This is a genomic window from Thalassotalea algicola, assembly GCF_012932965.1.
Taxonomy (GTDB): domain Bacteria; phylum Pseudomonadota; class Gammaproteobacteria; order Enterobacterales; family Alteromonadaceae; genus Thalassotalea_F; species Thalassotalea_F algicola.
The window spans coordinates 528,103-547,283 of the sequence record NZ_JABBXH010000003.1 but is presented as its reverse complement, the minus strand read 5'-3'; the positions used below and the strand labels follow the sequence as shown (position 1 = coordinate 547,283).

26 protein-coding genes and 1 riboswitch are annotated in these 19,181 nt (G+C 39.7%); of the genes, 17 read left to right on the top strand and 9 right to left on the bottom strand.

Annotated elements, in window-relative coordinates:
• Positions 1-157: 157 nt before the first annotated feature.
• Positions 158-298: riboswitch (molybdenum cofactor riboswitch) on the top strand.
• The 10 genes from moaA to HII17_RS11180 all read left to right on the top strand — a co-directional run bounded on the left by moaA (position 285) and on the right by HII17_RS11180 (position 6,842).
• Positions 285-1,256 carry a GTP 3',8-cyclase MoaA gene (moaA, locus tag HII17_RS11225; protein WP_169075611.1) on the top strand — a complete coding sequence of 324 codons (972 nt, stop codon included), beginning with the start codon at positions 285-287 and terminating at the stop codon, positions 1,254-1,256. (Overlaps the previous riboswitch by 14 nt.)
• 3 nt (positions 1,257-1,259) lie before the next feature.
• Positions 1,260-1,847 (top strand): molybdenum cofactor guanylyltransferase, encoded by a 588-nt coding sequence (locus HII17_RS11220; protein ID WP_169075456.1) that lies wholly within the window; start codon positions 1,260-1,262, stop codon positions 1,845-1,847.
• Positions 1,847-2,389: a molybdenum cofactor biosynthesis protein B gene (moaB, locus tag HII17_RS11215; protein WP_169075455.1), complete on the top strand. Its 543-nt coding sequence runs from the start codon at positions 1,847-1,849 to the stop codon at positions 2,387-2,389. Before HII17_RS11220 ends, moaB begins: the two co-directional genes overlap by 1 nt.
• Positions 2,389-2,877, top strand: coding sequence for a cyclic pyranopterin monophosphate synthase MoaC (gene moaC, locus HII17_RS11210; RefSeq protein ID WP_169075454.1), 489 nt, complete (start codon positions 2,389-2,391; stop codon positions 2,875-2,877). The genes moaB and moaC overlap by 1 nt, the downstream gene beginning before the upstream one ends.
• Entirely contained in the window at positions 2,871-3,122 is a 252-nt protein-coding gene (gene moaD, locus HII17_RS11205; RefSeq protein WP_169075453.1) for a molybdopterin converting factor subunit 1, read from the top strand. Before moaC ends, moaD begins: the two co-directional genes overlap by 7 nt.
• Before the next feature lies 1 nt (position 3,123).
• A complete protein-coding gene (gene moaE / locus HII17_RS11200; RefSeq protein ID WP_169075452.1) occupies positions 3,124-3,567 on the top strand; it encodes a molybdopterin synthase catalytic subunit MoaE in 444 nt (147 codons plus the stop codon).
• A 3-nt stretch (positions 3,568-3,570) separates the two neighbouring features.
• On the top strand, positions 3,571-4,332 hold the full coding sequence (modA, locus tag HII17_RS11195; protein WP_169075451.1) for a molybdate ABC transporter substrate-binding protein: 762 nt from the start codon (positions 3,571-3,573) through the stop codon (positions 4,330-4,332).
• 7 nt (positions 4,333-4,339) lie between these two features.
• Positions 4,340-5,023: a molybdate ABC transporter permease subunit gene (gene modB / locus HII17_RS11190; protein WP_169075450.1), complete on the top strand. Its 684-nt coding sequence runs from the start codon at positions 4,340-4,342 to the stop codon at positions 5,021-5,023.
• Entirely contained in the window at positions 5,016-6,089 is a 1,074-nt protein-coding gene (gene modC, locus HII17_RS11185; RefSeq protein ID WP_169075449.1) for a molybdenum ABC transporter ATP-binding protein, read from the top strand. The genes modB and modC overlap by 8 nt, the downstream gene beginning before the upstream one ends.
• A gap of 9 nt (positions 6,090-6,098) precedes the next feature.
• On the top strand, positions 6,099-6,842 hold the full coding sequence (locus HII17_RS11180) for a HesA/MoeB/ThiF family protein (RefSeq protein WP_169075448.1): 744 nt from the start codon (positions 6,099-6,101) through the stop codon (positions 6,840-6,842).
• 90 nt (positions 6,843-6,932) lie between these two features.
• Here HII17_RS11180 and rmf read toward each other — a convergent pair whose 3' ends face one another.
• Entirely contained in the window at positions 6,933-7,106 is a 174-nt protein-coding gene (gene rmf / locus HII17_RS11175; RefSeq protein ID WP_169075447.1) for a ribosome modulation factor, read from the bottom strand.
• Positions 7,107-7,495: 389 nt separating this feature from the next.
• Here rmf and maoP point away from each other — a divergent pair, with 389 nt between their 5' ends.
• Positions 7,496-7,867 carry a DUF413 domain-containing protein gene (gene maoP / locus HII17_RS11170; RefSeq protein WP_169075446.1) on the top strand — a complete coding sequence of 124 codons (372 nt, stop codon included), beginning with the start codon at positions 7,496-7,498 and terminating at the stop codon, positions 7,865-7,867.
• A 22-nt stretch (positions 7,868-7,889) separates the two neighbouring features.
• Here the strand turns inward: maoP and HII17_RS11165 are convergent, their stop codons facing one another.
• Positions 7,890-8,114, bottom strand: a complete 225-nt coding sequence (locus HII17_RS11165; RefSeq protein WP_169075445.1) for a DUF3820 family protein — start codon at positions 8,112-8,114, stop codon at positions 7,890-7,892.
• A 239-nt stretch (positions 8,115-8,353) separates the two neighbouring features.
• Here HII17_RS11165 and HII17_RS11160 point away from each other — a divergent pair, with 239 nt between their 5' ends.
• Complete coding sequence (locus HII17_RS11160; RefSeq protein WP_169075444.1) at positions 8,354-9,475, top strand: DUF3083 family protein; 1,122 nt, start codon at positions 8,354-8,356, stop codon at positions 9,473-9,475.
• Positions 9,476-9,552: 77 nt separating this feature from the next.
• A complete protein-coding gene (msrA, locus tag HII17_RS11155) occupies positions 9,553-10,092 on the top strand; it encodes a peptide-methionine (S)-S-oxide reductase MsrA (RefSeq protein WP_408033888.1) in 540 nt (179 codons plus the stop codon).
• A gap of 41 nt (positions 10,093-10,133) precedes the next feature.
• Here the strand turns inward: msrA and HII17_RS11150 are convergent, their stop codons facing one another.
• The 6 genes from HII17_RS11150 to folB all read right to left on the bottom strand — a co-directional run bounded on the left by HII17_RS11150 (position 10,134) and on the right by folB (position 14,598).
• The gene (locus HII17_RS11150) at positions 10,134-10,982 is read right to left on the bottom strand and encodes a co-chaperone YbbN (RefSeq protein WP_169075442.1); all 849 of its coding nucleotides are present in this window, start codon (positions 10,980-10,982) and stop codon (positions 10,134-10,136) included.
• Positions 10,983-11,047: 65 nt separating this feature from the next.
• Entirely contained in the window at positions 11,048-11,491 is a 444-nt protein-coding gene (locus HII17_RS11145; protein WP_169075441.1) for a BLUF domain-containing protein, read from the bottom strand.
• A gap of 123 nt (positions 11,492-11,614) precedes the next feature.
• Positions 11,615-12,763 carry an acyl-CoA dehydrogenase family protein gene (locus HII17_RS11140; RefSeq protein WP_169075440.1) on the bottom strand — a complete coding sequence of 383 codons (1,149 nt, stop codon included), beginning with the start codon at positions 12,761-12,763 and terminating at the stop codon, positions 11,615-11,617.
• 140 nt (positions 12,764-12,903) lie between these two features.
• Positions 12,904-13,728 (bottom strand): undecaprenyl-diphosphate phosphatase, encoded by an 825-nt coding sequence (locus HII17_RS11135; protein ID WP_169075439.1) that lies wholly within the window; start codon positions 13,726-13,728, stop codon positions 12,904-12,906.
• Between the two features lie 4 nt (positions 13,729-13,732).
• Positions 13,733-14,242 carry a 2-amino-4-hydroxy-6-hydroxymethyldihydropteridine diphosphokinase gene (folK, locus tag HII17_RS11130; protein WP_169075438.1) on the bottom strand — a complete coding sequence of 170 codons (510 nt, stop codon included), beginning with the start codon at positions 14,240-14,242 and terminating at the stop codon, positions 13,733-13,735.
• Positions 14,242-14,598: a dihydroneopterin aldolase gene (gene folB, locus HII17_RS11125; RefSeq protein WP_169075437.1), complete on the bottom strand. Its 357-nt coding sequence runs from the start codon at positions 14,596-14,598 to the stop codon at positions 14,242-14,244. The genes folK and folB overlap by 1 nt, the downstream gene beginning before the upstream one ends.
• 127 nt (positions 14,599-14,725) lie before the next feature.
• Between folB and plsY the strand changes: the two genes are divergently transcribed.
• A complete protein-coding gene (gene plsY / locus HII17_RS11120; protein ID WP_169075436.1) occupies positions 14,726-15,310 on the top strand; it encodes a glycerol-3-phosphate 1-O-acyltransferase PlsY in 585 nt (194 codons plus the stop codon).
• Here the strand turns inward: plsY and tsaD are convergent.
• The gene (tsaD, locus tag HII17_RS11115) at positions 15,307-16,320 is read right to left on the bottom strand and encodes a tRNA (adenosine(37)-N6)-threonylcarbamoyltransferase complex transferase subunit TsaD (protein ID WP_169075435.1); all 1,014 of its coding nucleotides are present in this window, start codon (positions 16,318-16,320) and stop codon (positions 15,307-15,309) included. The two genes, plsY and tsaD, sit on opposite strands and share 4 nt — an antisense overlap.
• A gap of 240 nt (positions 16,321-16,560) precedes the next feature.
• Here tsaD and rpsU point away from each other — a divergent pair, with 240 nt between their 5' ends.
• The 3 genes from rpsU (at position 16,561) to dnaG (ending at position 19,177) form a co-directional block, all read left to right on the top strand.
• On the top strand, positions 16,561-16,776 hold the full coding sequence (rpsU, locus tag HII17_RS11110; RefSeq protein ID WP_074500846.1) for a 30S ribosomal protein S21: 216 nt from the start codon (positions 16,561-16,563) through the stop codon (positions 16,774-16,776).
• A 44-nt stretch (positions 16,777-16,820) separates the two neighbouring features.
• Positions 16,821-17,267, top strand: coding sequence for a GatB/YqeY domain-containing protein (locus HII17_RS11105; protein ID WP_169075434.1), 447 nt, complete (start codon positions 16,821-16,823; stop codon positions 17,265-17,267).
• Between the two features lie 146 nt (positions 17,268-17,413).
• A complete protein-coding gene (gene dnaG, locus HII17_RS11100) occupies positions 17,414-19,177 on the top strand; it encodes a DNA primase (RefSeq protein WP_169075433.1) in 1,764 nt (587 codons plus the stop codon).
• Positions 19,178-19,181 lie beyond the last annotated feature (4 nt).

The following is a 19,181-nucleotide window of genomic DNA, read 5'->3' as shown; positions in this document are numbered from 1 at the left end:
TACGTACTGAATCAAATAAATATGCGTTCAATTATAGTAGTGGCGCAATTTTATTCATTAGCGATAAAAGTTTGCGCTAAAACAAATTACCCTCTAGTAGATCGCTAGACCATTATTGAACACTTGTAGTTTGTTTATTACTTGTTATGCTTAATCTATCAATTAAATTCGCCGAGCTTGACTGCGCTAAATATTGAAAAGTATATGCCTATCAAGCCGTAACTCATAAGAGTTGCCAGGGTTAATTAGGAAACTGATTGGCCTCCCGCATTTGGAAAGGTGAGATGTTACAAGACACTTTTGGTCGCAGGTTTTATTACCTAAGACTATCTATTACCGACGTTTGCAACTTTCGTTGCCAATACTGCCTGCCTGACGGTTACCAGTGCGATCATGATCGCCAATTTTTATCCTTGCCTGAAATTAAAAAGGTTGCTGAAACTTTTGCTTCATTAGGTACAGAAAAAATTCGAATCACAGGTGGTGAACCGTCGCTTCGTAAAGACTTACCTGAAATTATCCAAGCATGTAAACAAACAACAGGTATCAATCAAGTTGCAATTACTACCAATGGATATAAATTACCGCAACATTTACCTGCCTGGCTTGATGCTGGCTTAGATGCCATTAACATCAGTATTGATAGTTTAGATCCTAAACAGTTTGACCTCATAACTGGCCATAACAAACTACAAACCGTTCTTGACGGTATTGATATGGCACTAAAAGCGCCACAGCTAACTGTAAAAGTGAATACTGTGCTGATGCGAGGCTTTAATTTCTCTGAACTAGATCGGTTTTTAGCGTGGATTAAAGACACGCCTATTTCATTACGTTTTATTGAATTAATGCAAACGGGTGACAACGCTACTTTCTTTGAAGAACATCATGTTAGTGGCGAAACGATTAAAGAGCACTTATTAGCAAATGGTTGGTTAGCGTGTATTAAAGATAAAACTGCTGGGCCTGCTCAAGAATTTTATCATCCAGAATACGCGGGGAAAATTGGTCTAATCATGCCTTATAGCAAAGATTTTTGCCAAACTTGTAATCGCCTTCGCATTAGTTCGCTTGGTAAGTTGCACCTTTGTTTATTCGGTGAACAAGGTCATGAATTAAGACATTTACTACAAGAAGCAAGTATTGAAGAAGTAGCCGCTGAAGTAACCGCTCTTTTGGGTAATAAAAAAGTCAGTCATTACCTTCAAGACAGATTGACTGGAGCCACCAAACATTTGTCTATGTTAGGAGGCTAATATATGGCTGCAGTAAATCATGGCTGTATTGGTATAGTGCTAGCAGGAGGTTTATCAAGCCGAATGGGATCAGATAAAGCCCAGTTAATGCGCGACAATAAATCCATGCTCGACTTTAGTACCCAATTATTAAATGAAGTGGGGGTCGATCGCGTTGTTGTTAGTGGTAACAATTACCATGTACCTGATATTTTTCCACAACAAGGTCCTGTTGGCGGTATTTATAGCGTATTTAATCAAGTACCTTGTCAGGCGGCCCTTATTATTCCCATTGATTTACCTTTGATGGATACTGAAACCTTAACCAGTTTGAAACAAGCGGGGCAAGTGTTGTCAAAAGCTGTACACTTTGACGATCATTCGCTGCCACTTTATTTACCAAACAATGCATTTACTGAGTTGTTTTTTGAGCAAAAAATCCAAGTACACTTAAATAGCACAGGTAAAGGCCCATCAATTAAAGCTATGTTAAAACAGGTACCTCACCAAACAATCAAATGTCGTAAAGCTTCGGCATTAACCAATACAAATACGCCCAACCAGTGGCAACAAGTTCAATCTCAAATTTTTATGCCAACTAGGAGTAATTGATGGCAAAAGCAACTATGGCAGAATTTATCCCGTTAAACATTGCGGTTTTAACGGTATCAGACACCCGAACAGAAGAAACCGACACTTCAGGTAAAACACTCGTAGAGCGCGCTGCTGCAGCCGGTCACAACGTCATTGATAAAGCGATTGTAATAGACGATGTTTACCAGCTTCGTGCTATTGTTTCTAAATGGATTGCTGACGAAAAAGTGCAAGTTATCGTTTCAACTGGTGGTACAGGCTTTACTGAAAGAGACAATACTCCAGAAGCATTGATACCACTATTTGATAAAAGTGTTGAAGGCTTTGGTGAAGTATTCAGACACATTTCTCTCGGTGAAATCGGCACATCAACTGTGCAATCTAGAGCATTTGGCGGTATGGCAAATGGCACTGTAGTTTTCTGTGTTCCAGGTTCAACCAATGCATGCAAAACTGCGTGGGATAAACTTATTGTTGAGCAATTAGATGCGAGTCATAAGCCATGTAATTTTGTACCACATCTAAACCTCACTGACTTACAGTGCGAGAGTCGAGGCTAATGAGTAAAACATTAACTCACCTTAATGAGCAAGGTGAAGCAAACATGGTTGATGTTACTGAAAAAGCAGTAACCCAACGCAGTGCAACCGCAGAAGGTTACATTGCTATGTCTACGCAAACTTTAGAAATGATCACCCAAGGTAAACATAAAAAAGGTGATGTGTTTGCTGTTGCTCGAATTGCTGGTATACAAGCGGCGAAAAAATGTGGAGACCTAATACCACTTTGTCATCCATTAATGCTAACCAAAGTACAGGTAGACTTTGAGCCAGAACTAGAAAACAATCGAGTTAAAGTAACTAGTTTATGCAAGCTTTCTGGCCAAACTGGTGTGGAAATGGAAGCTCTTACTGCCGTATCTGTCGCTTGCTTAACCTTATTTGACATGTGTAAAGCGGTTGATCCCAATATGACCATAGGTGGTATTCAAGTACTGACCAAAGAAGGCGGAAAAACAGGACATTGGGAGAGACAGCAGCAATGTTAACGGTTTTATTTTTCGCACGACTTAGAGAACAGCTGGGGCAATCTTCAGTAACAATTGAATTGCCTAGAGACGATTTTACGCTTGGTCAACTTACAGAGCTGTTAATTGAACAGCAACCTGACTGGCAAAAACTATTGGAAAACACTTCTATTTTAACGTCAGTAAATCAACAAATGGTCGACAATGACCATGTAATTAACGACGGTGATGAAGTGGCTTATTTCCCTCCAGTAACAGGTGGCTAACGTGATCCGCGTATCAGAGCCAGACTTTAACGTCGCCGATGAAATAGCGCTTCTTGAAGCAGACAATTCACAAGACGGTGCAGTTGTGACATTTACCGGTCGTGTACGACAGCAGAATGATGGCCATGATGTGACTGGATTATTTCTAGAGCACTACCCTGCAATGACTGAAAAATCGCTACTTGGCATAGTCGAACAAGCTAAAGAGAAATGGCGTATTAATCGTGTATCGGTTATTCATCGTGTTGGGCAACTTTATGTTGGCGACAATATTGTCTTTGTTGGCGTAACCAGCAAACATAGAGGCGATGCTTTTGCCGCTGCAGAATACATTATGGACTATTTAAAAGTACAAGCACCGTTTTGGAAAAAAGAAACCCGTTCAGGGCAAGACGCCTGGGTTGAAGCTAAAACAAGTGATCAACAAAAAGCTCAGCAATGGTAAATTATGAGCAAACTTTGTTTAATGTTAACCAAATTACTAGTTCTTATCTGCATACTGTTCAGTTTTACAATTCAAGCAAAACAACAAAGTTTACGCGTAGCCGTAGCAAGCAATTTTGCCAGTATTGCCAAACAGTTAGCTCAAGATTTCGAACAAGAACATCAAGTAAAGATTCACTGGATCACCGGTGCAACAGGAACGCTGTATCAGCAAATCCGTCATGGCGCGCCTTACGACGTGATCTTTGCTGCAGATAAGCTAAGACCTCAAACACTTGCAGATAATGGAAAGTTACTTGATCAAAGTTTACTACCTTACGCCATTGGCCAACTTAGCCTCTATTCTGCTAAATACCCTAACATGTCCAATCAGGAGTTAATTCATCAGTTACCCAATTTTGATAGGGTGGCAATAGCTAATCCAGACACAGCCCCCTACGGAAAGGCGGCAAAACAATGGCTAGTAACTAATGGATTATGGAGCAAGCTTGAAGGTAAAACCGTGGTAGGTATAAATGTAGGGCAAACATTTTTACAAGTACGCAGTAAAGGAGCAGATATCGGCTTTGTCGCTTCAAGTCAGCTTATTGCCACAGGCATTAAAGAAAGACCTGTGACGTTAAAAGATGTTCAACAACTAACCCAATATGCTGGAGTATTAAAAGGCTCTAAGCAAGCAAAGCTTGCCTTAGCACTAATCAATTACTTTCGTCAGCCATCAACGCAAAATAAGCTCGCGAATTTGGGCTACTTACCCGTAGTATAGAATTACTATGACTGAATATGACTTATTAGCGACTTGGACAACATTAAAGCTGGCATTTATTACCACAGTCATTCTCTTGGTACTGGGTACTCCGCTTGCGTGGTGGTTAAGCCGACTTCAAACTAAATGGCGAGTTGTTATCGAAGCGTTCGTTGCTTTACCATTAGTATTGCCGCCAACCGTACTAGGTTTTTATTTACTCATTGCGTTTTCACCTGATGCACTACCTGGGCAACTATGGCAAGGGTTAACTGGCCAGCAACTTGCGTTTAGTTTTTCAGCTATTGTTATCGGCTCTGTTTTCTATTCACTGCCCTTTGTCGTTCAGCCATTGCAAAAAGCATTTGAACAGCTCGATCACGGTTTATTGGACAAAGCTGCTATGCTCGGTGCCAATAAATTGGATACCTTCGTATCTGTAGTATTACCGATAACGAAAGCTAGCTTTATCACTGCAGCAACTTTAGGTTTTGCTCATACTATTGGTGAATTTGGGGTCGTGCTGATGATAGGCGGCAATATACCTGATGAAACCAGAGTACTGTCTATTGCGCTATTTGATCATGTAGAAGCATTTGACTACGCCAATGCCCACAAACTATCTGCTGGGTTACTCATTGCTTCTGTATTAGTGTTATCTGCGGTTTATTTGTTAAGTTACCGCCAGCAAAAGGTCAGTACTAATGCCTAGCTTAACAATTAACATCCAGTCGAAACTTACCAATGTGTTACTCAACATAAACGAGAAGATTTCGCTAAAAGGTATTACAGGTATCTTTGGTCATTCAGGCGCAGGGAAATCTACCTTGCTAAAAGCAATCGCTGGCATCAACAACAACGTAACGGGATCAATCGCTCTCATTGATAAAGTGCTATTTGATTCAGAGCAGCATATAAACTTACCTGCGAGTAAACGTCGCGTTGTCGGCGTTTTTCAGCACGATGTGTTTTTTCCACACCTAAACGTTTTGGAAAACATACGATTTGGTAGAAAACGTATAACGTCACCAAAATTTGACGAGAATGAAATAATTACCACAGCTGGACTGACACCTTTATTAACGCAAAACGTTAGCTCATTGTCTGGTGGTGAACGCCAAAAAGTTGCAATTGTTCAAGCAATATTGGCAGAGCCGGAATTATTGATTTTAGATGAGCCCGTTACTGCTCTAGATGGTGTTAACAAACATACCATTTTAACGTTAGTAAGAGATTTACAACGTCAAACTAAGATGCCAATTATTTTTGTTAGTCACAATATTCAAGAACACCAGTTTTTGTGTGATCACCTATATGTCATAGAACAAGGGAATTTTATTGCCCACGGCGTTGTAAAGGAAATGGTTCATCAATTAAATTCTGGCGGTTTAATTGCCCCACAGACTTGTTTTACCGTCTCAACAAGTTCATCACAACAACATGGCCTAATTGAGTTAACATTAGCTAATGGCACGTCAATATTTGCCATGGATAACAAGCTTCATTTAACAGAGCCTCAATTACAGTGCTACATACTAGCAAGTGATATAAGTGTTTGTACTGAGCCGCCGCATCATAGCTCAATCGTTAATCAACTACGTGGCACCATTAGTAACATTAATCTAAACCAACATCAGGCTCTACTTACCGTTAACAGCGACGGACAAACCTTTTATTCTTCAATATCGACCTATTCACTCAACAAGCTTTCATTACAGCTAGATGACGACATCTACATTCAATTTAAAGCGAGTGCAATTGGGCAAGTTAATTTTTAGGAAACTCTAGTGCTTACTCAACAAGAACAAATACGCTACGGCCGACAAATTATGCTAAAGCAAGTTGGCGAACATGGACAATTAGCATTGCAAAACGCCCACGTATTGATTGTTGGCATGGGTGGTCTAGGTTGCCCAGTTAGCCTCTATCTTGCCAGCGCAGGTATAGGCAAGCTTACATTGTGTGATGGCGATCACATTGAAGCGTCTAATTTACAAAGACAAATACTATTTACCCCTCGAGATATCGGTCACAATAAAGCAGAAGTTGCTGCAGAAAAATTAACACAACAAAATCCACTCATTGAAGTTGAAGTACTTGATGAAATGTTCAATGAAGAGTTGGCAACCTGTTACCTTCCTGATATTGATGTGATCATTGACTGTACCGATAGTTTAACAGCACGCTATCTTTTAAATCGACTCAGTGTAGAGTTCCAGTTACCGTTAATTATTGGCGCTGCAACAGGTTTTGACGGACAAACTATGCTCATTCAGCCAAGCGATAAGAATGCTTGTTATCAATGTATATTTCCAGAGACCGGGGAGCCTCAAACTGAAAACTGCCAAACAATTGGTATTTTAGGGCCAGTTCTAGCAATTGTTGCAGGCATGCAATCGCTAACAGCCATTAAATATTTGACCGGCAATCAAGTGACAAGCAACCAGTTAATGATGTTTGACGGACTAAGTCAGCAATGGCATCACATTAAGTTAACTAAGCAAGATAAGTGCACAGTATGCAGTAATTAAATTGCACAAATGAAAAAGCCCGCTAACAGCGGGCTTCTTGAAATCCTGTATAGTTTATGTCGACTTAATGGACATAGTTGAAAATTTTAATTATTTGAATAATCCGGTATTACGGTCATTTACTGCTGCTCGCCACCCACCGAGCCACTCTGATTTTGCATCGATACTTTGATAAGGGCAATTGTCTCTAGATTTACCATTAAGGCCTGCCTGATAACCGTTTGAATGCGCTCTACCTAAACGATCTCTTTTTTGTCTTCTCATAGATCAGTCTCCATAACTTATTGATAAGTTTGTTGAAATTTTTGATTAAGCGGCCGACTATCAATTTCAGTCGACAATTCATTTAAGAACAAATTGACGATGATTGCAATAACAAAAGCTTCATAAAAGTGTCATTTTTTGTAACCTGACAACAAGAATCACTCTAAAGGCTTTATTGGCAAATTTAACGTATTGAAAAACATAAATTAAACCAGACTAGTTATATCAATATCATCGGAAAAGGGGCTTTCTTAGAACAATAAAATTTAACGAGTTGTCATCTTCCAGTCATTTTTAACAGGTAAAAAACAATAAAAAATTATTGCCAACAGAAAAAACTTACGATAAAAAAGCATCGTAATCTTTACTCTTATTTTTTGAGACCTGTTATGAATACAACCAACATTTCAAAGGATAGCTTTAAAGCTAACAGAAAATTTTATGACGACAGAAATTATCCTCGCGGATTAAGTCGTAGCGGAGACTTTACCTTAAGCGAAGTACAAATATTAGAAACCTATGGTATCGCCTTGCAAGAGCTTGCCAACGATAAACGCTCGCCAATAAATGAAGATGAGCAGCGATTTATCAATGTTTGCAAAGGCGTCGCTTCGCCGGAAAGTAAGATTGAAAAAGCGTGGCTAAAATACCAAAACAAAGTGTTATCGCCTAAGCAGTTTCATACGCTATTTGGACGAACTAAAGTGGAAGCCAATGACGATGATACAGCAACAGAATCATTAGACATTGAAACAGACTAGTTTGTCACAGGAAAATTAGCGTCTACTTTGTTGTTAAGAGTGGCTTTAACATTGTTTCAAGGCCATTAAGCTTCACTTCGTAAATTAACGCGAGCTGCTGTCCGAGTTTTCCTTCAGGAAAGCCTTTACTGTGAAACCATACCAAATAAGGCTCAGGCAGCTGCAGCAGCTTTCTGCCTGCATATTTGCCAAACGGCATCACTTGGTTTATCGCATCAACTAACGCTTGTTGGTCATTCAATATCATAATTTTTCACTCGGAAAATTTAATCTATTGTAGCCTGCCACCACTTTTTCAACCACATTTTACGCTTGAATAGTATTAAAGAGTTGTCATAAATTTTTAATACTCAAAAACACCTCGTCCTATAAATTGGCTAGGTACACCATTTAGCAATGTTAGCTGGTCAATCAGTGCAATAAAAGTGTCACAAGTCCCTTATATACTCCCGCCCAACTACAGAAATTCGCTCGTAAGGACACAATATGTCAATTATTCGTAAACGAAGTGCTGGGCATAAAGCCTATATCCCTAACAATGCTCGAGACAATCATTATTTATTAGCAGAGTTTCCACTTACTGACTTAATAATTAATACGCTAAACACTCAAGTACCACAGGCTGAAACACCATTTGGTATGCTATACCAATCTCTTGCAAAGCTACTTTTCTCTCTCAGCCAAAAGTACGAAGTCACCAATAGTTTGTTTATAGCCAACGACAAATTAACGCGCGTACGTTTCTCACAAGAGATGCATCAATGGCAAACCGCTCAGCAAATATTGTTTTACTACAACCCGGCTTACCATGAACTGCAAAAATCTTTCTTCGACGCAAACTATCGTGCCGAAAAAATTACCCTTTTATTCTTAGCGACTGGTAGTGACATTCGAGTCAATGCGGCAAGCTTTCACTCTCGTATTAGTCAATTGCTCGCAGAGCTTGAGTCAACGCTAAATATTGGCTCATTGAATTTTCGTATCCGCGATCATCAGCATTTAACTTATGACTTATTTGCTAGGCAAAAAACAGGTGTTGAATCTAAAGCCCATAAAATGCGCAATATAAAAGTTCGTTATGCTAGCCAGCATGTTCAACTGCCTTCATCACAGCGTCAAATGACTTACGCCATTGTTAGTATTCCAGTCAAAAGCCACTTAGTAAGCCTTGCAGATATTGATCAAAGCTCCGACGATCCATATAACCCATTTTATACACTGGTTACTGATGCATTTTCAGTTGCAGCTAAACGCTACAACCTAAACAATGGTGCATTAATCGCTAATGGACTAATACCTATTGTACGCCATAGCGAACACGAAGCCGTTTCACGCATAGGTGAACTACAAATGTTGGGTTACAACCCAGAATTATCGCCTTGTGGCATTATTAGTAAATGGGACGCTAGAGCACTCGTCGAAAACCTACAGCTAGTCTTCGTGGCTACAAAAGAAAACCAGTCTGACTCTGCTCATGCTAAATTTTTAAATCAGATTGAATTAGCAGTTAAATTATTTGCCACAGAGCTAGAGCTATCACCTGAGCAAGATGAAATTATCATCCGATTTCATCAGCATATTGCTTATAACTTGAGTCAAATAGACTAATTTCAAAAAAAAACATCTAGACGTCTAAACAGCTAAAGTGTATTCTATAAAAAATTATGGATGTTTAGATGTCTACTATGTCAAAAAATCTACAAACAATTACATTAGGTGGCGGCTGCTTTTGGTGTATAGAAGCTGCATATAATCAAGTGAAGGGTATTGAGACAGCCGTTTCTGGTTATATGGGTGGAACTAGAGAGACAGCTGCTTATCGACCGGTCTCTCAAGGGTTGACTGATCATGCTGAGGTTGTGCAGTTAACTTTCGACGCTAACGACATTAATATTCGTGAGATATTAGAAATATTTTTCTCACTACACGATCCAACGCAATTGAATCGCCAAGGTAATGATGTGGGCCGACAATATCGATCTGCAATCTTTTATCACGATGCTGACCAACTAGAACAAGCGATTTCGATTATCGCGGAAATTAATGCCGACCAAATTTGGCCAAACCCGGTTGTTACCGAAGTAACAGAAGCACTGGAATTTTTCAGTGGTGAGCAATACCATCAAGGATACTTTAACCAAAATCCAGAAAACCGTTATTGCCAAGCAATAATTTCTCCCAAGCTTTCTAAATTTAAGCAAACATTTGCTGAAAAATTAAAATAAAAAAGGCCGCTATAGCGGCCCTTTTATTTCTATTAATGAGTTTAATACATCAAGGTATAAAGTTTACGTCGATATTTACTTGCCAATGGGTCTCCATCTGGCAATGCCTTAATCACATCAAGCAGCATCTTCTTACTTTCTGCATCATCACCTGCAGTTTGAACACGTCTAAATAGCAGTGCCAATGCATCTTCGTGACGATTGACTTGGCTGTACTGAGCCGCAAGTTGCTGAATCAAGTCAGCATCATCAGGGTTGTTAGTTAATGCCGCTTCAAGCGATTGAATTTCTGGAGAATCTGACGCTTCATTTGCCAATTCTATTTTGGCAAGTACGGCTTGGTAATAGCTGTCTTGATCAACCATTTTAACTGTATCAATTAATGCTTGTGCATCATCAATTTTTCCAACACCAACACTGGCTTCTGCCAAGGTCAATTTAATATCTGCTCGTTCAGCATCTAATTCATTGGCTTGTTTTGCTAAAGTATAAGCTTGGTTATTATCACCTGCCTCTAGCATTGCTTTGGCTTGTAACAGCAACTCATCTTGTGGTTTAGGAAGATGTTTATCTAGGAAGGCTTGAATATTTTCATCGGACTGTGGGCCAGATAGCGCATCTACAGGCTGTGCATCTTTCACTAAAACGGCTGTAGGTAGGCCTTGAATACCAAATTGCATTGCTATTTGCTGTTGTGCTTGGCAATCAACAGTCGCGAATAGTAAATGCTCTTGCGACCCAGCTGCTTTCGCTGCAAGTTTATCTCTTAACTCTAGGCTTTCCGGTACTTGGTCAGCCCAAAATGTGACAAGTAAAAACTTCTGTTTAGACTCTTCTAAAACAACTTGTTGGAAGTTTTCCAACGTAAGGACTACAGCATTTGGATTCACAATATAATTCCATCAATTAACTCTGTTATCTATTGTGGGGTTTATCTGACTAGTTACAAGGCTAGTTAGGTTATTTTATGATTATTTACCGCGCATTCTGACAATATATCAACGCCCTGCCAAATTAACTGTTGCCATTGATTATCACAAAGTGTTTGCTCTTTCATAAGCTGTAATTGATTACTTAGAAAAGACTCGACGCTATGCTGTTGAAGGTAGCCTTCATCTACAAACTTCATATTCCAATTACTGAAACGGCGTGCATGTTCAACGTCATTATATAAACAGTTAACAATAGTATGGCGTTTATCCCTTGAAATAACAGCAAGTAAGTTTCCTACATCTGCGCTTTTACCTTCAAGATATTGAAGAAACATATTATGCTGAAAACGTAAAAAACCTGTCACGCCGATAGCTTTATTGTTTTCTGCCGCTTCAGTCGCTAACTTTGTTAAAGCTGAGCGACTAAACTCTTGATTTGGCTGGCTAAGATAAATTAAAGATTTCAATCGTCCTTGTCCCTAAAATTGTCACCACAACAAAGACTATAAATGGTTAACTCTTAAGTTAAAACAAAAAAGGCAATTGTTTGAACAATTGCCTTTAGCATTGGGTAAATAAATTCACCAAAATTATTTCAAAAGCTCGCGAGCGATAATCACTTTTTGAATTTCACTGGTTCCTTCATAAATTGAAGTGATACGCACATCACGTGCCATACGCTCTAGAGGGTATTCTTTAATATAACCTGCGCCACCTAATAATTGTTGAGCATCATAACAAGCTTTATTTGCCTTTTCTGAAGCAAATAATTTCGCCATTGATGCAGACTGACTAAATGGCAAGCCTTTTTCTTTTAAATCGGCCGCTTGCATTAATAGTAATCGTGCCGCTTCCAGTTCTGTATAGCGATCGGCTAATTTCCATTGCAATCCTTGGAAATGTGACAATGACTGACCAAACTGTTGGCGTTCGGTGATGTATTGACGAGCATAATCCATAGCGGCTAAGCCAACCCCTAATGCTAATGAGCCAATACCGATTCGACCTCCTGCTAACTCACCTACTGCAATTGCAAAACCTTTGTTTTCTTCTCCCATTAATGCAGTTACTGGTATTCGACAGTTGTCAAAATGGACTTCATTAGTCGGTGAAGCTTTTTGCCCCATTTTTTCTTCTGCTTTTCCGACAGTCATACCTTCGGTGCCAGCTTCAACGAGAAAACATGAAATGCCTTTACCTTTTCTAGCCTCAGGATTGGTTACCGCCCAAACAACAAATATCCCAGCAAAAGAGCCGCTAGTGATATATATCTTACTGCCATTTAAAATATACGTATCGCCATCTTTGACCGCTGTGGTTTTCATGCCCGCAGGATCTGAACCTGCAGATGGCTCTGTTAGACAAAAACCACCTGCTAAATATTCACCGCTACAAATTTTTGGTAAGTAGTTCTGTTTTTGTTCTTCGTTACCTACCGCTTGGATTACTTCAGCAACCATATTGGTTACTGAGGTGGTAACCGCTGTAGAAGCACAAGCGCGAGCTAGTTCAGTTATAGCTAAACTAAAAGCCACGCTTCCCGCTTCAACACCGCCATATTCAGCGTCTATGTTTAATCCCATAAAACCTAGTTCAGCAAGTTTAGCTAGGTTTGCTTTAAAAACATCTTGATCGTTTGATTGATCCAACTCTGCAGCAACGGGTGCCAATTCACTATCAGCAAATTTACGAGCCATATCTTGAATCATTAATTGTTCTTCGGTGAGTGATAAATCCATCGAAATATAAACCTATTGTAAGCTTTTATAATTTGCCTGCTAGTTTACCTTAGTTATCCAAAATTACTGGTCGTAGCAATGAAAAAGCGCACCATATGGTGCGCTTTTTTGTATTCGATTCATTACAGTTTTTCTGCTATCTACCATACGAATGCAAGTAAACCCACACCGAGTATTAATCGATAAATAACAAATGGCATCATGCCAATCTTATTCACTAAAATAAGAAAATAGTGAATACACGCATATGCACTTATAAAAGCCAATACACTGCCAATACCCATCGACATCCAATCAACGACCTCGGTACCGGTAATTAATTTTAATGTTAGGTAGCCGCCTGCCATAGATATAGCGGGAATAGACATTAGAAAAGAAAGACGCGCGGCATTTTCGCGACTTAAACCCAGCATCAATCCTGCCGTCATGGTAATGCCTGAACGAGAAGTTCCTGGAATGATGGCTAACATTTGCGCTAGGCCGATAATCATCGCTCCTTTGAAACTAAACGCTTCTAGAGCTACATTTTGTTTAGCTTTTATATCAACAAAGCCAAGCAATAAACCAAAAACTATGGTCGTTATCGCAATAACTAAAGCTGAACGTAAATTTTCTTCAATAAAGTCTGCGCTTAAATAACCAAATAAGCCCAATGGAATCGACGCTAGAATAATCCACCAAGCTAACCTACCATTAAATCTTTGTTCGTCAGTTAACGCCGCGTCGTCTTCTTTATTGGGCGTCAGTGTTGCGTACCAAGCAACTAACATATCGCCAATTTCTTTTCTAAAGTACAAACATACAGCTAGCAGCGAACCGACATGAACGGCAACATCAAATCCTTGTCCCTGATCTACCCAACCAAATAACTGAGAGGGTAGTATTAAATGAGCCGAACTTGAAATCGGTAAAAACTCGGTAAGCCCCTGAATTAATGCTAATAGTAATATTTCAATAATATCCATAGTGTTAGTTATTTCTTCCTAAATTTGACTGCCAAGTTAGCGGCAATTGCGCTATTTTCTGCGATGTTTTATCAAATTGCTGCCAAAGACTAGCGTAATTTTTTTGTTTAACTGGATGAATTAACTTTGGCGCTAACTCTGCTAATGGCCACAAAACAAAAGCATTTTTTAATATTTCATCGCGAGGAATTTGAGCAGGCTCATTAGCAATGACATCATCAAAAAGTAATAAATCAAGATCTAACGTGCGAGGGCTATATTTATAAGCATCAGGACTTCGACCATTGTCATATTCAATATCTCTAAGTAACTCAGCTACTTCCGACAAGGTTTTCGACGTATTGGCGCTTACCACTAAGTTATAAAATTCTGGACCTTCAAAGCCAATCGCTTCACAAGCGTATAGTGACGATACTGCTATTTCACCAAACGCATTTTCTAGCGCCCAGAGCCCTTTATTTACATACTTTTCACGTTCTATATTAGAACCCAGTGAAATATATATATCGGCCATTATTGCTGCTGACCACGTTCTATTTCAACCCCAACAGTTTTGGCATTATGGACAGCACCCGGCTTACCAACCTTTAATTTCAACCATGGAATATGATATTGGCTCATTAAATATTGCGCTAATCGTTCTGCTAAGGTTTCAATCAAATCTACAGGGTTCTCATTCGCAAACTTTTCAATAGCTACTGATATTTCAGCGTAGTCGAGTGTCTTATCTAACTCATCATTACTCGCTGCAGGTTGAATACTCCACCCCATGACTAAATCAATCACTAAAGTTTGCTTGATCTGCTTTTCCCACTCAAAAAAACCAATAGTTGTCTGAATTTTTAGTCCCTGAATATAGACTTTATCCACGGTGATTAACCTTTTAATAGCGATTTTTATAAATTAAATCGCGAGTTTACCTGCCAAGGTCTAGAAAAACCAGTGATATAACGGCTAGAATAACTGGCAAACCAGTTTTTAACATTACAAGGATAATATGTTTGTCACTATCTCGATGATAATACTTGCTTATTTAGTCGGTTCTATCTCTAGTGCCATTCTTATATGTCGCTTGTTAAACCTTCCTGACCCTCGCTCTACAGGCTCTAACAACCCGGGCGCGACCAATGTTTTACGAATTAGCAATAAAGCAACCGCCGCTTCAGTGTTAGTTTTCGATGTATTAAAAGGTACGATTCCTGTTTGGGGTGCTTATTTTTTAGGTGTAGAACCTATATGGCTAGGTGTCGTTGCGGTTGCCGCCTGTTTAGGGCATATGTTTCCGGTATTTTTTAGCTTTCAAGGCGGAAAAGCCGTTGCGACAGCATTCGGAGTGTTGTTACCTATCGGCTTAGATTTAGGTTTGCTATTACTGCTTACCTGGGTGATTGTGGCTAAAAGCAGCCGATATTCGAGTCTAGCTGCTATCATTACCGTAAGCGCCGCACCACTTTATGTTTGGCTATTAAAACCTGATTATGTCTATCCAGTATTGATGTTATCGGCGCTAATTATCTTTAGACACAAAGATAATATCATTCGATTAGTTAAAGGTACCGAGCCTAAAATAAGTCGCGTCTAACAGGCATCCAATGTATCTAAAGGCCAGCGTGGCGTAGCTTTAAATGTTAAGTCAGCACTTACACCAGACTTTAATCGTTGCATACCTGCGTATGCGATCATGGCACCATTATCGGTACAAAACTCAGGTCGAGGATAATAAACCTGTCCGCCAAGTTTTTGAGTGACCTTATCAAGCTTTTCTCGAAGTGAACGATTAGCACTAACGCCACCAGCAATCACTAATCGTTTAAGCTCGCATTGCTCTAATGCACGTCGACACTTAATTGCCAATGTATCTACCACAGCTTCTTGAAACGCATAGGCAATATCAGCCTTAGTTTGATCACTACTATCTTCTTTTGCAATTGTGTTTGCAGCAAAGGTTTTTAGCCCACTAAAACTAAAATCTAATCCTGGTCTATCGGTCATCGGTCGAGGAAATCTAAAACGCTTAGGCGTGCCGTTTTCTGCCATTTTAGATAGCACAGGGCCTCCTGGGTAATCTAAACCTAATAGCTTCGCGGTTTTATCAAACGCTTCACCCGCTGCATCATCAACAGATTCACCAAGTAACTCATATTTGCCAATACCGTCTACTCGCACCAACATTGTGTGGCCACCAGAAACAAGCAGAGCGACAAAAGGAAATTCTGGTACATCATCTTCTAACATGGGGGCCAATAAATGTCCTTCCATATGATGAACAGGCACAGCGGGTAAATTCCAACCATAAGCCAAACTTCGACCAATAGAGCAGCCAACTAAAAGCGCACCAACTAATCCTGGGCCTGCTGTGTATGCAACGCCGTCTAAATCTTCAGGCGTTAAATTGGCTTCAGCTAGCACTTCTTTAATTAACGGTATTGTTTTGCGGACATGGTCACGTGAAGCAAGTTCAGGTACAACTCCACCATAATCTGCATGCACTGCAATCTGACTATATAAGCGATGTGACATAATACCTTGCTCTTCATCATAAATGGCAATACCTGTTTCATCACATGAAGTTTCAATACCTAAAATACGCATAAATTAAAGCTGTTTATTGTGCCTAAAAAAGTTGACGGAATTTTACCAGCTAATAACCAATAACTCTAATCAAGAAGTCTATCTAAAAGTTTTTTATAACTTTTAGTAATCAAACGGTGTTTTGACTTTACAAACCTCTCATTTCGGCATATTATGCGCGCCCCAATTAAACCAATATGAGCGTATAAACGTTACAAAGCGTTTGTAGATTTATATAGAAATTTTTAAGGTACAAGGCACATGCCAGTAATTAAAGTAAGAGAAAACGAACCATTTGACGTAGCTTTACGTCGTTTCAAACGTTCTTGTGAGAAAGCAGGAATCCTTTCAGAAGTACGTCGTCGCGAGTCATACGAAAAGCCGACTTGGGAACGTAAGCGTAAAAAAGCAGCAGCAGTTAAGCGTGCAGCTAAGAAACTTTCTCGCGAAAACGCTCGTCGCGTTCGCATGTACTAATCACAGATTTATTCTGTATTAGTCAAATTGCTTGAGACTGTCGCATGAAATTGCTTGAACAACTTAAAGATGAAATGAAAAACGCTATGCGTGCCAAGGAAAAAATTAAACTTGGTGCTATTCGCATGGCAATATCAGCTATTAAGCAAGCAGAAATCGATAACAACATTGCACCAGATGATGCAGCTGTAATTGCTGTATTAACCAAAATGGTTAAGCAGCGTAAAGAATCGATTGCCATGTACACTGAAGGTGGCCGAGATGAATTAGCCGCTAATGAAGCAGCAGAAGTTGCAGCATTAGAAGCATTTCTACCAGCCCCCCTTACCAATGCAGAAATTCAAGAAATGATTTCTGCCACCATCACTGAAGTCGGTGCCAGCTCAATGGCTGACATGGGCAAGGTAATGGCAGTATTAAAACCTGCTATGCAAGGTAAAGCCGATTTAGGCGCTGTTAGTGGTAAGGTTAGAGCAGCTTTAAACGCATAACCGTTTTAAAACAGTTATAAAAATATAAAGAAACCGCGATGTTTTGCATCGCGGTTTTTTTATGTAGAATGCTTTTCCCTATCAGCTCGATTTCTGCTGTTAGCTAAACAATAATTATAATGACAAGAGTTCCTAAGTAAGTTTTCATGGCAGGATTAATTCCAAGACAGTTTATCGATGACCTATTAGCTCGAACTGATATCGTTGAGCTAATCAATTCTCGTGTCACGTTAAAAAAAGCGGGAAAAAACTACCAAGCTTGTTGTCCATTCCACACTGAAAAGTCACCTTCTTTTAGTGTTAGTCCTGATAAACAGTTTTATCATTGCTTCGGCTGTGGCGAACACGGCAATGCCATTTCATTTTTAATGGAATATGACCGATTAGAGTTTGTCGATGCGATAGAAGAACTTGCTTCCCTAAACGGAATGGAAGTCGAACGCGACGAAAAACAACATACGCCAGAGCAACAACGAAAATACGCACAAGCACAACAACAAAAGCAAGATGATTATCAAATCATGGAGCAAATATCGCGTTTTTATCAGCAACAACTTCGCGTTGCACAAGACAAAGATGTCGCTATTAATTACCTAAAAGGCCGTGGTCTAAGTGGTGAAATTGCTAAGCGCTTCGGTATCGGTTACATTTCGGATAATTGGGATGGCATGATGAATGCCTTTGCCAATAATGGCCAAAACTCTAGACAACTCGTTGATCTAGGTATGGCCATTGATGGCGACAAAGGGCGACCTTACGATAGATTCCGTGGGCGTATTATGTTTCCTATTCGTGACAAACGCGGTCGTGTCATCGGTTTTGGTGGACGAGTACTTGGCGATGGTACGCCAAAATATTTAAACTCACCGGAAACACGTATTTACCATAAAGGCCAAGAGCTTTATGGCTTGTTTGAAGCAAAACAAGCAAATAAAAACTTAACGCGATTAGTCGTTGTTGAAGGTTATATGGACGTTGTTGCACTGGCACAACATGGCGTTGATTATGCCGTTGCTTCTTTAGGCACATCAACTACTCCTGAACAATTACAAACGCTATTTCGAACCGTCACTGAAGTCATCTGCTGTTACGACGGAGATAGAGCAGGAAGAGAAGCAGCTTGGCGGGCAATGGATAACGCGCTTCCGCTAATACGCGATGGTATTTCACTGAAATTTGTTTTCTTACCCGATGGTGAAGACCCTGATAGTTTAATTCGTCAACAAGGGCAACAAACATTTGAACAAATCTTAGATAATGCCCAACCGCTCTCACGATTTTTGCTTGAAAACCTCATTGCGAAAATTGACATGACAAGTTTAGAAGGCCGAGCGGCTTTAGCCGATTCATTCCAGCCTTATGTCAATAAAATGCCTGATAGCGTATTAAAAGAGTCTTTGATCAATGAACTTGCCAATAGTTTTGGTACCGGTGGTGATCACCTTGCTAAACAAATGACTCAATCGAGCGCTCAAGCCAATAAAACTAAAAATGTTAGAAAAACCACTAGAGCAACCCCTGTTAGGTTAGCTATTGCATTGCTTTTAGAGAAACCTCAGCTCGTTTCATGTTTACCAAATGCCTCAGTATTAGCGCATTTAGACATGCCAGGTATGGCTTTATTTAACGAATTACTTGCAATTTGTGCAAGTAACCCCCACATAAACAGTGGACAAATTATTGAGCTTTTCCGAGAGAGACAAGAAGGCAAGCAATTAGCTAAGTTACTTATCTGGGAACATCAGATTGACAGTGGCAATGCCGAAGACGTTTTTCTTGATAGTATTGAAAAGCTCCTTAATACTTTAGTTGAACAAAGAACTGAAGTACTGCTTCAAAAAGCACGTTTAAATCAGTTAACACCTGAAGAAAAAAGAGAATTACAGACTTTGCTTAATGAGCAAAACTGACAAC

Excerpts from the sequence above, each read along its gene's own strand:
- rpsU (WP_074500846.1), top strand. The coding sequence starts at position 16,561 with ATGCCAGTAATTAAAGTAAGAGAAAACGAACCATTTGACGTAGCTTTA.
- maoP (WP_169075446.1), top strand. The coding sequence starts at position 7,496 with ATGAATACAACCAACATTTCAAAGGATAGCTTTAAAGCTAACAGAAAA.
- HII17_RS11165 (WP_169075445.1), bottom strand. The coding sequence starts at position 8,114 with ATGATATTGAATGACCAACAAGCGTTAGTTGATGCGATAAACCAAGTG.
- moaA (WP_169075611.1), top strand. The coding sequence starts at position 285 with ATGTTACAAGACACTTTTGGTCGCAGGTTTTATTACCTAAGACTATCT.
- modA (WP_169075451.1), top strand. The coding sequence starts at position 3,571 with ATGAGCAAACTTTGTTTAATGTTAACCAAATTACTAGTTCTTATCTGC.
- modB (WP_169075450.1), top strand. The coding sequence starts at position 4,340 with ATGACTGAATATGACTTATTAGCGACTTGGACAACATTAAAGCTGGCA.
- HII17_RS11105 (WP_169075434.1), top strand. The coding sequence starts at position 16,821 with ATGAAATTGCTTGAACAACTTAAAGATGAAATGAAAAACGCTATGCGT.
- plsY (WP_169075436.1), top strand. The coding sequence starts at position 14,726 with ATGTTTGTCACTATCTCGATGATAATACTTGCTTATTTAGTCGGTTCT.
- dnaG (WP_169075433.1), top strand. The coding sequence starts at position 17,414 with ATGGCAGGATTAATTCCAAGACAGTTTATCGATGACCTATTAGCTCGA.
- folK (WP_169075438.1), bottom strand. The coding sequence starts at position 14,242 with ATGGCCGATATATATATTTCACTGGGTTCTAATATAGAACGTGAAAAG.
- HII17_RS11135 (WP_169075439.1), bottom strand. The coding sequence starts at position 13,728 with ATGGATATTATTGAAATATTACTATTAGCATTAATTCAGGGGCTTACC.
- tsaD (WP_169075435.1), bottom strand. The coding sequence starts at position 16,320 with ATGCGTATTTTAGGTATTGAAACTTCATGTGATGAAACAGGTATTGCC.
- moaD (WP_169075453.1), top strand. The coding sequence starts at position 2,871 with ATGTTAACGGTTTTATTTTTCGCACGACTTAGAGAACAGCTGGGGCAA.
- HII17_RS11160 (WP_169075444.1), top strand. The coding sequence starts at position 8,354 with ATGTCAATTATTCGTAAACGAAGTGCTGGGCATAAAGCCTATATCCCT.
- rmf (WP_169075447.1), bottom strand. The coding sequence starts at position 7,106 with ATGAGAAGACAAAAAAGAGATCGTTTAGGTAGAGCGCATTCAAACGGT.
- modC (WP_169075449.1), top strand. The coding sequence starts at position 5,016 with ATGCCTAGCTTAACAATTAACATCCAGTCGAAACTTACCAATGTGTTA.
- HII17_RS11140 (WP_169075440.1), bottom strand. The coding sequence starts at position 12,763 with ATGGATTTATCACTCACCGAAGAACAATTAATGATTCAAGATATGGCT.
- msrA (WP_408033888.1), top strand. The coding sequence starts at position 9,553 with ATGTCAAAAAATCTACAAACAATTACATTAGGTGGCGGCTGCTTTTGG.
- HII17_RS11220 (WP_169075456.1), top strand. The coding sequence starts at position 1,260 with ATGGCTGCAGTAAATCATGGCTGTATTGGTATAGTGCTAGCAGGAGGT.
- moaC (WP_169075454.1), top strand. The coding sequence starts at position 2,389 with ATGAGTAAAACATTAACTCACCTTAATGAGCAAGGTGAAGCAAACATG.
- moaB (WP_169075455.1), top strand. The coding sequence starts at position 1,847 with ATGGCAAAAGCAACTATGGCAGAATTTATCCCGTTAAACATTGCGGTT.